This is a genomic window from Prevotella sp. MA2016 (genome assembly GCF_000619825.1).
In the GTDB taxonomy this organism is placed as follows: domain Bacteria; phylum Bacteroidota; class Bacteroidia; order Bacteroidales; family Bacteroidaceae; genus Prevotella.
Map to the genome: position 1 here is coordinate 262,982 of NZ_JHUW01000007.1, position 16,420 is coordinate 279,401.

The window sequence follows — 16,420 nt, forward strand, 5'->3', positions numbered from 1 at the left end:
AATTTTCATTCGTAACCAACTGAAATTATGAAAATGGGGCTGGCCGTTCTTCACAGAACAGTCAGCCCCTTCTAGAGTACTCCAATTCAGTAATACCTTTTAATGATGAAGCAGGTGATTACTGTTTGACATATATTACATATCCATTTGCCTCTAATTTGAGAGGCGACGATAACGTAAGTTCGCAATCTGTGACACTTGGTCCACCCAAAATGGTGCGGCTGTTAAGCCACTGCTGATAGTGACCTGCTGTAAGCGCAGGGATGACAACATCAACATCGTAGCCACCAAAGTTCACTACCACCACTACATTATCACGCTGCCATGCCAATACATTAGCATCGCTGGTTTCGAGAAACTGCACAGGAGCAGCCTCGGCCAAAGCTGGTTGTTGGTGATGCAAGGCGATGAGCGTGCGAATGGTATTCAGCATTTTATGATCTACCCGATCCCATTTAACCTTTGCATCCGTGAAATAGTTCAGAGTATCGGGATCGCCAATCTCCTGACCGTTATAGATGAGTGGCATACCCTGCAGGGTAAACTCCAACACGGTGAGTCCATAACGGTGTTCGCCATAGAACTTACGCAGCGTGTTGCCACCATCATTGTAGTTCTGGTCGTGATTGGTAAGATAAACCATACGACGATTTTTTACCTGAGATGACTTATCAAGGAATCGCAGACAGATTTGTTTCAATGAATCGGTATTGAATCCACGACGGCACAAGCGAGCCATCTGTCCCTGGAAGCTCCAGGCATAGTCATAATCGAACCCGCACGAGTCGATGCGCTGGTTATGACGATCGGTAATATCCGTCTCGCTCATCATCTCGATTTTCTTACCAGGCTTCAGCGTCTTCAGTTGAGCGATGATGTCCTGCCAGTAGGACACAGGGATGGTTGGACTCGACACATAGTCGCAGCGGTAGCCATCAATGTCGCACTCGTTGATCCAGAATTTCAACGCACTGTTTACTTCGGCCACCAAAGCAGGATTCTGATAGTTCAGTTCCAACACATCGCCCCATCCATGAGGGTGAATCAACTGACCTTTCTCATCACGTGTGAAATAGTCGGGATGCGACTGCACCCAAGGATTCTCCTGAGCCACATGATTAGGAACCCAGTCGAGCCATACCTTCATGCCAAGTTCGTGGGCACGAGCCACAAAAGCCTTAACATCCTGAATCGTACCATATTTGGGGTTCACAGCCTTATAATCCATAGCAGCATAAGGACTGTTCATCTTTGCTCCACGCGGATAGATGGGCATGAGCCAGATGATGTCGATTCCTAACGTATCGAGACGATCCAGTTGCTGTGTGGCAGCCTTGAAGGTTCCTTCGCCTGTGAAAGCCCCCACATTCATCTGGTAGATAACGCGGTTGGCATCGCTTACAGGTTTTGTGCAATCTACAACAAGGCTTTTGGAAGTCCCACCGCAGGCTGACAGCATCAGCACTGCGGTGAGAATAAGACTACTCCAATACTTCATAGCCACCATCAAATATGCGGATATAAATATCGTGATCGAGTGTAAAGTTCAAATCGCTACCTTCCCACTGTACACCGCCATTGTTATTATTGGGGATGAGGTTCAGGTTCAGACCGTTATTAGCCGCACCCATATCGAAATAGAGGTAATCGACACCTCCAATGGTTTGAGTGCCGGTGACAGGAATACCAGGCCAACCTCCAAAGGCCTCGGCATCACCCCAAGCATAAAGGGCGAAATCGGTCTGACTCGACTCGTTCAGGACAAACAGTGCATAACCATCGTGCTCGACCTTTGGCTCAACACCAATCTCCTCTACTCCATCAGGTGTAAGACGGAGGTAGATATCACGATCGATGGTGAAATTAAAGTCGGCCAACTGTACACCGTTACCACCATTATTAAAAATCAGGTTCTCAACCAGTCCGGTGTTGGCAGCTCCCATATCAAAATACTTCCAGGTGATGCCATCGTGGTTCCAGGTGCCAGTAACCTGCATGCCAGGCCAGTCGCCATTCATATTATTGATATCACCCCACATATAGAGTGTGAGTGCATCCCAACCTGTCTGGTCGTCAACATAAACACAGAAACCGTCGTGTTCAGGCTCGGGTGCCTCGCCACCACTCCAGTAGTAGCTCTCCCAGCGCTGTCCCCAAACATTTGTAAAGGTGCCAACACCTGGGTTATCGGTATGCATAGCGGCCTCGCCAGCGGTAGTAAACTCCTTACCCTGATTCTTAGAATAGAAGCTGAATCCATCTGCCAACGACTTACCTGCTACAAAGCTGTTGGGATCGAGGTAGATACCCCACTTTACATTGCTGTTTGGCGCTTTGGTCAACAAATACTGTGGATCACCTATAGCCTCATCGTCGCCATTAAAGGCTCCAGTGATATAAATCTCCTCATCGGCAGTAGTGCCAAAGGGGGCAATAAACTCCAACAGGATACGATCGGTACGTGTATCGAACTGCTGGCGCTCGTGATCAAACACAAGCTCGTCGCTACTTGAACAACTGCTCATCACACCTGTCAAGGCGAACAGCGCCAGCATCAGACTATATATCTTTTTCATAATTAAAATTCTTCAATTTTTCAATTCTTCAATTTTTCAACCTTAGTAGTTTGGATTCTGAACCAGACCTGGATTTACAGAGATGGCTGTCTGTGGCAATGGATACCACTCGTACTTGCGGTCGCGTTTTGCTGGGAGGTTGATACCATCCTCGGTTGCACGGCCCCAGAACCACCACTGACCTTGTGTAAACTTGTCGAAACGACGCAGGTCGGTACGACGGCGGTTGCCCTCGCCCAGATATTCCTTACCCCACTCTGACAGCATCCAGTCCATATCAAAATTATCGAAGCCAGGACCTGGTACATTGAGTGCCGCATTACGATCTGACGATTTGAAATAACGCTGGCGCACGGCATCAACATATTTCTTAGCCTCGGCACTATTGCCCTTACGCATCTCGCACTCAGCTACGTTATAATAAGCCTCGGCCAAACGGAACTGAACATCGTCGATACTCTTGAAACCACCCTGTTCATCGTTAGGATAAAGTGGATACTTAACCAGACGTACACCAGAGTTAGTCTCTCCCCAACGAGGACTCATCACAGTCTCAAGGTTACGACCTTGATTCAGGAAGGTACCTAACTGATCGACAAACACCAAATCCTGGCCATCACGATCGGCATCGGCTTTCAGCACATCACCCTTACCAAAGTCGGCACGTACCAATCCCTTCAGGAACATACCAGGACCGTGAGTTTTGGTAGTAGCATCGTAAGTATAGTTCTGCTTACGGATATCGCGATCGTCAAAACGCTCATAAGGTGCGCCCAACTTATCGCCATAGTCCAAGAAACACTTAGCACCGATAGAACCACCAGTGGGCTGAACAGTACCAGCGTTATCGAAAGAAGGCACCAGGCAAACGCAGTTCCAGGCACCGATACCATCGTAGCTCTGTCCGAAGTAGTCGGCATAACCATACCACATTCCCACCATGGTACGCACGTTAGAGATAGCGTTGGCTGCTCCCTGACCATCCTCGGCAGCAAGAGCAAAGATGACCTCGGGACTCTTTACATTATCTATAGAGTACAGGTTACGGTAGTTGCTATCAATCGCATAATTACCATAAGTGCCACTGATGATATCCTTAGAGAGCTGTTCGCACTCGTCGTAGTGATTCTCGCCGATAAACACTTCGGCATTAAGCAGCAAACGAGCTTTGAGCAAACGGTTCATAGCCTGATTGGCACGGTTCACCATCGAGTGGTTTTCATCGTCCTTAGCCAATGCACCAACAGTCTCGTCGAGTTCGGTAGCAATAAAATCATAAATTTTCTTGCACGATGTGTCCCAATCGGGATCGGCACTACCAGGCACCTCACTGCTGGCCGAAGTATTGAGTGGCAGAGCACCACCCCAAAGTTCGAAGATACAGTAATAGTTCCAGGCACGAATGGTGCGCACCTCGGCAACATACTGTGCCAACTGAGCATCAGTCATACCGAGACTGGCTGCGCTCAGTCCTTCCAAGTCGCTCAGCAACAGGTTAGAAAGACCGATGGCAGTCCAAGCGCCGTTCCATGCATTATTGATGATGGTAGATTCCGATGTCCAGTTATGCCATGAGAGCACGGTTTTCATAGCCTCATCCCATCCCCAAAGACCACCGTTCCATACACGCCATGTAATCTGGTCGGCAGGATATTCTGAGAGATGGAAGAAATTCTCACCAGCCAGGGTCTGCGATGTCTGTCCATAAATGGCAGCCACAGCGCCCTTCACACTGGCTTCATTCTGATAATAGACACCAGCATCGATACGGTCATACACCTTTTCATCCAGGTCGGTACAAGCGGTGAGTCCTGCCATCAGGCAGACTGCGCCAAATATTTTATGCTTAATAGTTATCATAATTCTCAATTTTCAATATTCAATTTTCAATTAATGAAAGCGCAGTGTTACACCAAGACTAACCTGGGTGGCCTGTGGATAGGCGCTATTTGAGTCGATACCTGGGGTGATGCCTGTAGATGCAACGATAGAAGGATCATTACCCTTATAGCTTGTGAGTGTGAACACATTCTTAGCTGTGAGGTAAACACGGAAACTCTCAATCAGCTGGCGGTTCTTGGGCGAATAAGTATAACCCAAAGTCACGTTATCCAACTTCACATAGTCGCCCTTCTCCAAGAAATAGCTTGTGATGATACCACCACTCGACTCAACATCAGCATAATCGGTATAGGCCTTACGCAGAACATTGTCAGTACCTGATCCCTTCAAGCCCATGCCATACTTACGCATATTGAAGATATCATAGCCCAGTGCGCTGCGGAACAGCATGCTCAGATCCCAGTTCTTATAGCTGAAAGAGTTGCTCCACGACAGGAAGTGCTTTGGTGCACCATTACCGATATTACGCTTATAAGCGGGATCGGCCTGTGCTGCAGGGATGGCATTGCCATTGTTATCGTAGATAAGCAGCAGTCCGTTCTCATCTACACCAGCATGCTCGTAGCCATAGAACTGACCAATCTTTCCACCTTCCTCAACACGGAAGAAATACTCGCTACTGCCAGGACCTGGTTTCTGATACAAATCCAAATAAGCCATCTGGTAAGCATCACTCGAAAGTTTGGTAAGTTTGGTATCACCCATACTCCAGTTGATACCGGTGGTCCATTTCAAGCCCTTCTTAGCAATCACATCGTAGTCGAGCGAAACCTCGATACCCGTATTCTTGGTGGTTCCTACATTAACAAGAATGGTGTTGTAGATGAATGGAGGCTGAGGAGCGGTGTAGTTATACAACAGATCCTGCGAACGACGATCGAAATACTCCACACTACCACGCAGACGACTGTTAAGAGCTACGAAATCTATACCTACGTTAAAGGCGGTAGATTTCTCCCAAGCCAGATCGGGGTTGGCATTCAATGAAGGTGCGTAACCATTAGTCCACTGATTATCAATCAGATAAGCACCACGTGTGCTATAAGTAGCAATACTCTGATAAGCATTAAAGTCGGAACGACCGGTTACACCATAGCTCACACGTGGTTTCAAGCTCTGGAATGTCTGCTGCAAACCCTGAGCGAATGGTGTATTGATGATTTCCCAAGCCAACGAGGCAGAGGGGAAGCTACCCCACTTTTTGTTGGCACCGAACTTGGTGCTACCCTCACGACGCATAGAAGCCGAGGCGTAGATGATATCATTGAAGTTATAATTCAAACGACCGAAGAAACCAATCAGCGTTGACTCGGAAGAACCAGCCCAGAGGTTTGCTTTACCATCACGCAGATAAGTTCCGCTGCCAATACCATGGAACGAAAGGGCATCATAAACAAAGCCCATGTTCTCATTGCCACTCTGCTCCCACTTGCTGCGCTCCCATGAGTAGCCAAGCACAGCTTTCAACTGATGCTGCTTGAGCGTCATGGTATAGTTGATCAGATATTCCAAACGGTTGGTCCACCATTTCTGGTAGTTGATGCGTGCACGACCGGCATAGCCGTTCCAGAACGACTCGCTCGATGTAGAAGGTGTATAGAAATTATCCTTCAGATCGTTGTACTGCAGTGCATAACTCAGCGAGGTATTCAGGTTATGCTGCTCCAACTGTAAGATATTCAGTTTCACATCGGCATTACCCAGCAGATAGATACGATCACCCTGACTAACATTCTCCTTCAAGTCGTTCACAGGGTTGTGAATATCTGTTGGTGAATTCGGCTGATAATAGCTACCATCAGGATTCTTAACAGGGATTGTGGGGTTCATGGTCAGAGCCGTATCAAACAATCCGTCGTTGCCCCACTTCTCATGCACCTTACGGGCCGAGAGCGATGAATTGAACTGCAAGCGGTTGTTGAGCACGCGCTGTTCGCCTACAAAACGACCACCATACTCTTCGCGGCCTGACACGATATCCAAGCCATTACCTTTCTTATAATTGACAGAGAGTCCGAAATAACCATTCTTTGTTGAAGAATCAACAGAGATATACTGGTTCAAGCTGTAGCTGACAGGACGTGTAATCTCATCCCACCAATCGGTGTCGGCACCATAGTCCTGACCGCGACGTGAGCGACGGAACTCGTCGGTAGAAAGAATCTCTACTCGAGGTTTCTGAATATTCAGAGCGATATAGCTATCGTAGGTGACATTGGTCACACCTGTAGTGCCCGAACCTTTCTTGGTAGTAACCAGAATCACACCATTGGCACCACGTGTACCATAAATAGCAGCCGAGCCGGCATCCTTCAGTACTGTAATCGACTCAACATCCTGGGTAGCAATATTACGCAGGTCTCCACCAGCAATACCATCGATGACAACCAGTGGACCATTGCTGGCTGTGAGCGATCCTGCACCACGCACCTGGATATCGGTCATGGCATTAGGGTTAGCATCAGCTGTAGCAGCCACATTCAAACCTGCCACCTTACCAGCAATCAGCGCCATTGGGTCGCTGGCTGCGCCCTGGTTAAACTGATCCTTGTTGATCTGGACCACAGAGCTAGAAATCTCTTTCTTAGCCATCGAGCCATAACCAACCACTACGACCTCGTTCAGTTGCGCCACATCCTCCTTCAGCACAATCTCCATACCGTTATTGGCAGACTGTTCCTGGGGATTGTAGCCGACGTAGGTGAACACCAACGTTACTCCAGGCTTACACTTCAGACTGAAGTTTCCGTCGAAGTCGGTCACTGTGCCGTTAGATGTTCCTTTGACAACAACCGAGGCACCGATAACGGCCTCGCCCATCTCGTCCTTCACACGACCGTTGATGGTGGTCTGTGCCGAAACATCCAAGGCGAAAAACATCACCGCCAGCATCATCAGCAGGCGATAATAAAGATTCTTTAATCTTTTCATCTTCTTTGGTTTTTGTTAAAATTAGAGTTATAGAAATATAGTTTCAATTTTTAAATTCTATCTTTTCCACCCTCACCGCAGCACCACCGCTACGAGCCAGACGCAGATGCAACGTATCGGCCTTGGTTACGGATATCCGACGTATCGTCATCTCGTAAGGATTATGCTCGAAGTCGGCTTTAGGACCATCCTCATAGATAACAGCTTGATAGGTAGCCCCCTCGTCAAGGAAATCGAGTGCCACATCCAGTTGACGTGCCTCTTCGTTAGTAATACTACCCAAAAACCACCGGTCACCACCACGCTCTTTGCGGGCAATAGTGATATATTTCCCAATCTCACCATTGGGCACTAAAGTGCGGCTCCATGTGGTGGGACAACTCTCAATAAAGCTGAGTGCAGGCTGTCCCTCGTAGTTCTCGATGGCATCGGCAGCCATCTGCAATGGACTATAGATAACCACGAACTCACCCAGTTGTTTGGCCAGCGTTGAATGCGGATGAGTGCCAGGCACAATCTCTGAAAAATCAAAGATAGCAGGTGTGAAATCGGTTGGACCAGCCAACCCACGGGTAAACGGCAGTGTGACCGTATGCGATGGCGGATTACCACCACGACGATCCCAGGCATTATACTCTTGACCGCGTACACCTTCCTGAGTCATCAGGTTGGGCCAAGTGCGCTGGATACCAGTGGGCATGGCAGGCTCGTGATTATCAATCATGATATGGTGCTTGGCAGCACACTCAATCACCTTGCGGTAGTGACGAATGCCATACTGTGATTTTGCCAACTCCTTACCATCAAAATAACGACCTACATAGCCAGTCTTTACGGCACGAATGCCCAAACGTTCGAACCAACTAAAAGCCTGTTCCATTTGGTTCTCCAAAAGGGTAGCATTGCCCCAAGTCTCCGTATGTCCGATGAAGCGCACCCCCTTCTGCAGACCATAACGCGTGACCTCATCCATATCAAAATCGGGGTACGACTCGAGATAGCTAATCTTCTCGCCCTGTCCCCAACCGGGATTCCAGCCCTCGGCCAGCACACCGCTGAAACCATGACGGGCTGCAAAATCCATATAACGCTTCACGTTCTCAGTAGTAGCGCCATGCGAAGGCCCCATCTCCCAGGTGTTTTGCTTTTTGTGAATACTCCACCAGATGCCGATATAACGACCTGGCTCTATCCACGATGTATCTTTAATTTGTGATGGTTCGTTCAGGTTCAGCATCAGGTTAGAGGTAATCAAGCCACCTGCTGTTGGACTGATAATCATTGTTCGCCAAGGACTCTTCAGTTCACCTTTGGCATACACCTTAACACCATTGCGCCATGGGGTGAGCGCTGTGAGCAGGCGAACTGCACCATTATCGTCTTGACGCGGCGTCATATTGATACTGGCATAATCCTCAAGAGCTGCCTCATGAACAGCCAGAAACAAGTCTTTTTCAAATTCTATAGTAAGAGGTGTACAAACGGTATCTTTTTTACTTAAAAGATCAGCTTGATAGATACCCTCGAAATACTCTGTATGGTTAGATGGAATAGACCAAGCCTTAGCATCGTGAACCAAGGTCATCTCTGTCTGTTCGTCCATCACCTGATATTCTTTGCCATTCTTCCTCCCTGGCAGGATATAGCGAAAACCGAAGCCATCGTTGAACACACGAAACACCACCTGCATGAGTGGACCTGACTGTTCGCGGAAATGCACTGTCAACTCGTTGTAATGATTGCGTGTAGTCTCGCATTCGCCCCAAGGCTGAGTCCAGATTTCATCCTTAGACGAACGCACAACCTTAACCATTTTGGCGTTGGCACCCAATGCGCCATCGTTTAATTGGTAACCCAGATGCGATGGTGCCACAAGCACCTTACCACTATAGTTTACCATATAGAAAGGTTGTTTGTTCTTCACGCCGACGGAAACCGTCACGGATCCGTCGGGCGAAGAAACCTTAACATTTGCGGCGCTCGCTTGACGAACGCCAGAGACTGTAAAACCAACTAATAAAACAAGTTTAACAAACTTCAGTATATTCATAATTCTTGGAATTTTGCCGCAAAGGTAGGCAGTTAATCCATCCATACCAAGCGCAACAAACAAATATCTAAACTACCAAAAATATAACTTCGTGTTTATCAGGAAGTTACATTTTCAGCACCTTTAAAAAATCAAAAGATATTCAACCGCATTTCGGCCATATTTGAAACAAAACATTTGGTCATTTCATAAACTTATTGTATCTTTGCCACATCATTCTAACAAAAAGCAATGCAGACTTATGGTTCGACTCTGGATATTATTAGTGCTTACACTATTAGCTACAAATGGTAATGCTCAGCAGACCAATAATCGTCAACTCTATCAGACACTCGACAGCTTGATAGAGCATTACGACCAGCTCACGGCAGAGAAGGAACGTCGTGTAGCAGCCATCAAAGAAGGTGTGAAGGGGATTACCTTGACACCCGAACAGCAGTATGACTTCAATCAGCGGTTATACGACGAATATGTAGCTTACAAGTTTGATTCCGCTTTCTATTATATCGATAAGAACGTGAAAGCTCTTAACTCATCGAGCGATCACAACCGCTTTGCAGCCAGTGCCGTTCGTATGGCACATATCCTAGCAGTAACAGGACTCTTCGACCGTGCCCGCAGGATGCTGGACGCTGTTAATCCTGACTCTATCAATGACCAGCAGAAGATAGCCTATTACAACCAGCAGAGCGAACTGAATCTTTATCGTTCGGAGATGGCTCAATCCACCGCCTATTTCTACGACTATATACAACGAGCCCAATATTATAGGCAACTGGTGATGCAGATAGCCCCTAAAGGCAGTTTCGACTACATCTTCAACCAAGCCACCTATATGTGCGAGGCGGGTGATACCGATGGTGCTATCAAAAAGCTTGAAGACTATCTGCAACAGCTCAAAGAAGGCACCCGCACCTATAGTATCGTAACCAGCACACTGGCCTTTTTCTACCAGAGCAAAGAGATGTGGGAGCAACAAGAGCGCTACCTGCTACTTAGCGCCATCAGCGACGAACGCAGTGCCATACGTGAGAACAACTCACTGCGCTCACTATCTGAAGTTTTGATGACGCATGGCAACAATGACGATGCCTACCGATACCTCTACCAGGCCATCAGCGAAGCCAAGTTTTATGGCAGTCGTATCCGCATGATGCAGGTTGGCCGCATGGCCCCTCAGATACTGCAACTCTACGATGCTGAACGCTCTCAAACCCAGCGACGCACCTATCTCTTCCTGACAGTCATCTCTATCATCTCACTTATTCTAGCCGGTATCATTGTCTATACACTCTGGTTGTATCGCAAGAAGCATGCAGCCGGCAAACAGATTATCGAGATGAATAAGATGCTAGCACAACATGCAGAGGAGATTGAGATTGCCAACAGCCAGATGAAAGAAGCCAACCGCATCAAGGAAGAATATATCGGACGCTTCCTGGAACTGAGCAGTATGCTACTATCCAACACAGAGCAACGCCTGAAACTACTGAACCGGCTGGCCAGAGAGAGGAAACTGGAAGAGCTCTATGCCGAACTAAAGACCATGGAACCTGTGAACACAGGCATCCGTACCTTCCATAGTCATTTCGACACAGCTTTCCTGAATATCTATCCGCATTTCATCAGCGAAGTAAACAAATTGCTCACACCTGACAACCAGTTTGCTACTGATGACGAGGGAACACCCAACAAACGACTGACCACCGAACTGCGCATATTGGCACTTATCCGACTCGACATCACCGACAACCAGGAGATAGCCGATATTCTGCGCTCCAGCATCACCACTATCTATACCTATCGTTCCAAACTTAAAGCCAGAGCTTTTAATAAGGAAACTTTTGAAGATGATATCCGGAAAATAGCAACCTATTAACGGATGTTTTTTTCATTAATTGGGCATTTTATTTGCTCGTTTCAATATTTTTAGCTATATTTGCCCCCAAAATATAACTAAAAGAGAACCTATGGAACGAACTAGTATCAAAAAACGCGTTATTGGAGTAGATATTGGCACCCTAAAAACGACATACGCCATCGTGGATGTTCGCGGCAATGTGGTTGCAAGCGAGTCATTCCCAACAACAAATTATCCCGACATCAACAAGTTTGTTGAAAAACTGACGGAGTCGATCATCATGATGGCTGAAGCCCAGGGCGGATTCGAGACAATCCGTTCAGTAGGTGTCAGCTGTCCTGCAGCTTCAGCTTTTTCGGGTTGCATCGAGAATGCAGCCAACTTGCCATGGAAAGGTATCGTACCACTTGGAGCCATGCTGCGCGACCGCCTGGGACTGGCTGTCGCCGTGGGTAACGATGCCCACAACACTGCCCTTGGCGAGAAGATGTATGGCAGTGCGCATGGTATGAAGAACTTCATTGTACTGAACCTGGGTGTAGGCCTAGGCAGTTGTTTCTTCTCCGAAGGTCACGAGCATCATGGTGCCGAAGGCTATGCCGGTGAGATAGGACATACCTGTATCGAAAACAATGGACGCCCATGTGCCTGCGGTCTAAAGGGATGCTTGGAGGCTTATGTAGCATCGGCAGGAATCGTCAAGACAGCCCAAGAGATGATGGCCGCTAGCGACATGCCATCAAAAATGCGCGAGATAGAAAATCTGGAAGCCCCCGACATCACTCGTCTATGCGAAGAAGGCGACCAGTTGGCCATCGAGGTCTATCGCCACACCGGAGATCTGTTTGGTCGTGGTCTGGCCACCTATGCCTCGATTGTGAACCCCGAGGCCATCATCATCACAGGCGGTGTCTCGCGTGCTGGTCATTGGTTGCTCGACCCCACACGTGAGTCGTTCGAAAGCCACGTGTTCACAAACATGCGCGGCAAGGTACGCATCATGCTGTCAGACCTCGACGATGCTGAGCGCGATGTGTTAGGAGCCAGTGCCCTGGCCTGGGATGTGCCAGAGTACTCGCTATTCAAATAGATGATAAAGAGTTGGAGGGGTGCTATTTCTTAGCACCGCCACCGATAACTTTCGAGATATCCATCATCATGCCGCCGTTGCCGGTCATGATTTGAGGCATCTTGCCATCCCATTTCTCAATCATGTCCTCCTGAACAATCATGGGCGACAGAGAGGCCGCAATGGTGCGATTATAATAAGCCTCAGCATCAGCTTTAATCTTCATGGCCCTGGCATTACCCTCGGCTTTGGCTACAGCAATCTTTGCATTAGCCTCGGCCTCCTTCACCTCGTTTTCAGCTTTCAGTGCACTCTGGATGGCGGTGTTCTTAGCATCGATCATGGAAAGGAGCGATGAGGGTGGAGTAATCTTTGAGGTGAACTCCTCAACCAGGAAACCCTCGCTCATGAGCGACTTCTCCAGGCGGGCACGCACGTCACGCTCGAAATTGGCACGGTTAGACATGAGCGAATCAGAGGTATATTGGTTTGCACAGGTACGATAGGCCTCGTAGATACAAGTGCGGATATAACCTTCTTCAAGTTCCTTAACTCCCACACGATACTTGGTAAATATATCACATGCCTTATCGGGATTGATACGATAGGCAATGGTAGGATCCATCTCGAAGAGCGAAGCATCCTTGGCATTCACTGAGAATGTCTCATACTGCTTACGCTGGGTAAACGTTGGATAGGTAAACACATTGGTGGTAATGGGGTTATAAAACACCCAACCCTTACAAGTTCCCTCTACACCGCCATAGTCCTGCTCATTGAGCGACCATTTGTGAAAACGGATACCCACTTCACCAGAATCCACAACCGTGCAACAGGTGGCAAACAAAACGAGAATTAACACGAAAACACCTCCGGCATAGGCCAGCAGACGGTAATAAGGCTTAATAGCTGTTGTATTCATATGCTTTTAAATCATAAATTAACGGCTGCAAAAATACAAAAAAAACGCGAAAGCCAACAATCTTTAAGGATTTTTTTATATCTTTGCCCGCGAATATGGAAGAAGTAAACAAGATACCACAGGAGTGGAACAAATTCTACTTGAAGGATGTATCGTTCGTTAATCTGATGACGAAGCGCATCTTCAACGTGCTGATTGTGGCCAACCCTTACGATGCATTTATGCTCGAAGATGATGGCCGCGTGGATGAGAAGATTTTCGACGAGTATATGGAGCTGGGTATGCGTTACCCACCCACGTTCCGACAGGTATCTACCACAGAAGAAGCAAACGCCGTTCTGCATAGCACCGATATCGACCTGGTCATCTGTATGCCAGGTAATGCTGACAACGATGCATTTACCGTAGCACGCGAAATCAAGGCCGAGCATCCCCACATCCCATGCGTGGTGCTCACCCCCTTCTCGCATGGTATCACCAAGCGCATTCAAGATGAGGATATGTCGGTGTTCGACTACGTTTTCTGCTGGCTGGGCAATACCAACCTCATCATGAGCATCATCAAGCTCATTGAGGACAAGATGAACATCGAGCACGACATCAAGGAAGCAGGTGTTCAGATGATTATGCTGGTTGAAGATAACATCCGTTTCTATTCGAGCGTACTGCCCAACCTCTATAATTATATTCTGGCGCAGAGCAAGCGTTTTTCAACAGAGGCACTAAACCCACATGCTGCAGCCCAGCGCAAAAGAGGCCGCCCCAAGGTGGTGCTGGCCACTACCTACGAAGAGGCTATGCAGCTGTATGAGAAGTATCATGAAAACACACTTGGTGTGATCAGCGATACCCGTTTCCCGATGCATATACATGAAGGACGCTTGAGCCACGTGGAGGAAGGCGACCCTGAAGCAGGATTGAAACTGCTGAAGGAGATACGCCGCCGCGACGAATATGTGCCTCTGATTCTCGATTCTTCAGAAATCGCCAACAAGGCCTTGGCAGAGGCAGAAGGATTCCACTTCATCGACAAGAACTCTACGAAGATGAATGTGGATTTGCACCACCTGATGGAGGAGCATATGGGTTTTGGCGACTTCATCTTCCGCGACCCCAAGACCAAGGAAGAGGTGTTCCGCGTGTCGTCGCTTAAAGAGTTGCAGGATAATATTTTCAAAATACCCTACGACTCTATGCTCTACCACGTGAGCCGCAACCACATGAGTCGTTGGCTTACAGCGCGTGCCATATTCCCTGTATCAGCCTTTCTGAAGCATGTCACTTGGCACAAACTGCAGGACGTAGATGCACACCGTCAGATTATCTTTGATGCTATCGTGCAGTACCGCCACATGAAGAATATTGGTGTGGTGGCCGTGTTCGACCGTCTGAAGTTCGACCGTTATGCCCACTTTGCCCGCATCGGCGAAGGTTCGTTGGGCGGTAAGGGCCGTGGCCTGGCATTCCTCGACAATATCATCAAGCGCCACCCAGAGCTCAACCAGTTTGAGCAGGCCAAGGTGTCTATCCCTAAAACGGTGGTACTGTGCACCGACTTCTTCGATGAGTTTATGGAGAAGAATAATCTCTACCCCATAGCCTTGAGCGATGCCAGCGACGAGGAAATACTGCAGCACTTTATGCGCGCACAGTTGCCCGACTCGCTGATAGCTGACTTCTTCACCTTCTTCGAAGCTGTAAGGTCGCCTATTGCCATTCGCTCCAGTTCGCTGCTCGAAGATTCGCACTATCAACCTTTCGCTGGCATCTACTCTACCTATATGATTCCTTATCTTGAGGACAAATACGAGATGCTGCGCATGCTGGCCTGTGCCATCAAGGGTGTGTATGCCTCGGTTTACTATAAAGATTCAAAAGCCTATATGCTGGCTACGCAGAATGTCATCGACCAGGAGAAGATGGCAGTGATTCTGCAGGAGGTTGTGGGTAAGCAGTATGGCGACCTGTATTACCCCAACTTCAGTGGTGTGCTGCGCTCACTCAACTACTACCCCATCGGCGATGAGACTGCTGAAGAAGGAATAGCCTCATTGGCCGTAGGATTAGGAAAATATATCGTAGATGGCGGACAGACACTCCGTGTGTCGCCCTATCACCCCAAGCAAGTGCTGCAGACATCGGAGATGGAGACAGCCTTGAGCGATACGCAAACGCGATTCTACGCGCTCGACATGGCGCATATAGGCGATGATTTTAAGGTTGACGATGGCTTTAATATTAAGAAAGTACGTGTGAAACAGGCCGCCGAAGATGGTGCGCTCACCTATCTGGCATCGACCTACGATCCTACAGACAACATCATTCGCGACGGCATCTATGAGGGTGGTCGCAAGGTTATCTCGTTCTGCGGTGTACTGCAGCACGATGTTTTCCCATTGCCAGAACTGCTACAGATGGCCCAGAAGTTAGGTTCCGATGAAATGAAACGCCCTGTAGAGATAGAGTTTGCCTGCAATCTGAACGACGACCGCACAGGCGAGTTCTATCTGCTTCAGATACGTCCTATTGTAGATGCCAAGCAGGTGCTCGACGAAGACTTGCAACAGATACCCGATAGCGACTGTCTGCTACGCTCATACAACTCTTTGGGGCATGGTATATCTGAAGATGTGGTGGATGTGGTATATGTTAAGACCGACGATGAATTTACTGCAGTCAACAATCCAACAATCGCCAATGAGATTGAAGAGATAAACCGCAAGTTCCTGCAGAACGATAAGAACTATGTTCTGATTGGTCCGGGGCGCTGGGGATCGAGTGACTATTGGTTGGGCATACCAGTGAAATGGCCACATATCTCAGCCGCCAGAGTGATTGTGGAGGTTGGATTGAAAAACTATCGTGTGGATCCTTCGCAGGGCACACACTTCTTCCAGAATCTCACCTCCTTTGGTGTGGGTTACTTCACCATCAACACCTATACCGGCGATGGTGTATTCCAGAAGGAACTGCTCGACCAGATGCCTGCTGTAGAAGAAACCCAATATGTGCGCCACGTGCGTTTCGAGCGTCCGTTGAAGATTATGATGGATGGCAAGAAACAAACAGGTGTTGTCGTATATACTTAATTAATTGAAAAAATAGACAG

The 16,420-nt window shown here is 48.1% G+C and carries 9 protein-coding genes; 3 read left to right on the plus strand and 6 right to left on the minus strand.

What is annotated here, in order from left to right:
- Positions 1-118: 118 nt before the first annotated feature.
- From T360_RS0103545 to T360_RS0103565, 5 genes are read right to left on the minus strand one after another with little or no spacing between them, the layout of a single operon-like run.
- A complete protein-coding gene (locus T360_RS0103545; protein ID WP_197019262.1) occupies positions 119-1,498 on the minus strand; it encodes an alpha-amylase family glycosyl hydrolase in 1,380 nt (459 codons plus the stop codon).
- Positions 1,482-2,576, minus strand: a complete 1,095-nt coding sequence (locus tag T360_RS14545; RefSeq protein ID WP_036928802.1) for a starch-binding protein — start codon at positions 2,574-2,576, stop codon at positions 1,482-1,484. The genes T360_RS0103545 and T360_RS14545 overlap by 17 nt, the downstream gene beginning before the upstream one ends.
- A 42-nt stretch (positions 2,577-2,618) precedes the next feature.
- Entirely contained in the window at positions 2,619-4,436 is a 1,818-nt protein-coding gene (locus tag T360_RS0103555; protein ID WP_028911580.1) for a RagB/SusD family nutrient uptake outer membrane protein, read from the minus strand.
- Positions 4,437-4,466: 30 nt separating this feature from the next.
- A complete protein-coding gene (locus T360_RS0103560; protein ID WP_028911581.1) occupies positions 4,467-7,409 on the minus strand; it encodes a SusC/RagA family TonB-linked outer membrane protein in 2,943 nt (980 codons plus the stop codon).
- Between the two features lie 43 nt (positions 7,410-7,452).
- Positions 7,453-9,459, minus strand: a complete 2,007-nt coding sequence (locus T360_RS0103565; RefSeq protein WP_028911582.1) for a glycoside hydrolase family 97 protein — start codon at positions 9,457-9,459, stop codon at positions 7,453-7,455.
- A gap of 241 nt (positions 9,460-9,700) precedes the next feature.
- Here T360_RS0103565 and T360_RS0103570 point away from each other — a divergent pair, with 241 nt between their 5' ends.
- Together T360_RS0103570 and T360_RS0103575 are read left to right on the plus strand one after the other, a co-directional pair.
- Positions 9,701-11,338, plus strand: coding sequence for a DUF6377 domain-containing protein (locus T360_RS0103570; RefSeq protein ID WP_028911583.1), 1,638 nt, complete (start codon positions 9,701-9,703; stop codon positions 11,336-11,338).
- A 91-nt stretch (positions 11,339-11,429) separates the two neighbouring features.
- On the plus strand, positions 11,430-12,410 hold the full coding sequence (locus T360_RS0103575) for an ROK family protein (protein ID WP_028911584.1): 981 nt from the start codon (positions 11,430-11,432) through the stop codon (positions 12,408-12,410).
- Positions 12,411-12,432: 22 nt separating this feature from the next.
- Here T360_RS0103575 and T360_RS0103580 read toward each other — a convergent pair whose 3' ends face one another.
- Positions 12,433-13,311, minus strand: coding sequence for a prohibitin family protein (locus T360_RS0103580; protein WP_231488067.1), 879 nt, complete (start codon positions 13,309-13,311; stop codon positions 12,433-12,435).
- 95 nt (positions 13,312-13,406) lie between these two features.
- Between T360_RS0103580 and T360_RS0103585 the strand changes: the two genes are divergently transcribed.
- Positions 13,407-16,400 (plus strand): PEP/pyruvate-binding domain-containing protein, encoded by a 2,994-nt coding sequence (locus tag T360_RS0103585; RefSeq protein WP_028911586.1) that lies wholly within the window; start codon positions 13,407-13,409, stop codon positions 16,398-16,400.
- Positions 16,401-16,420 lie beyond the last annotated feature (20 nt).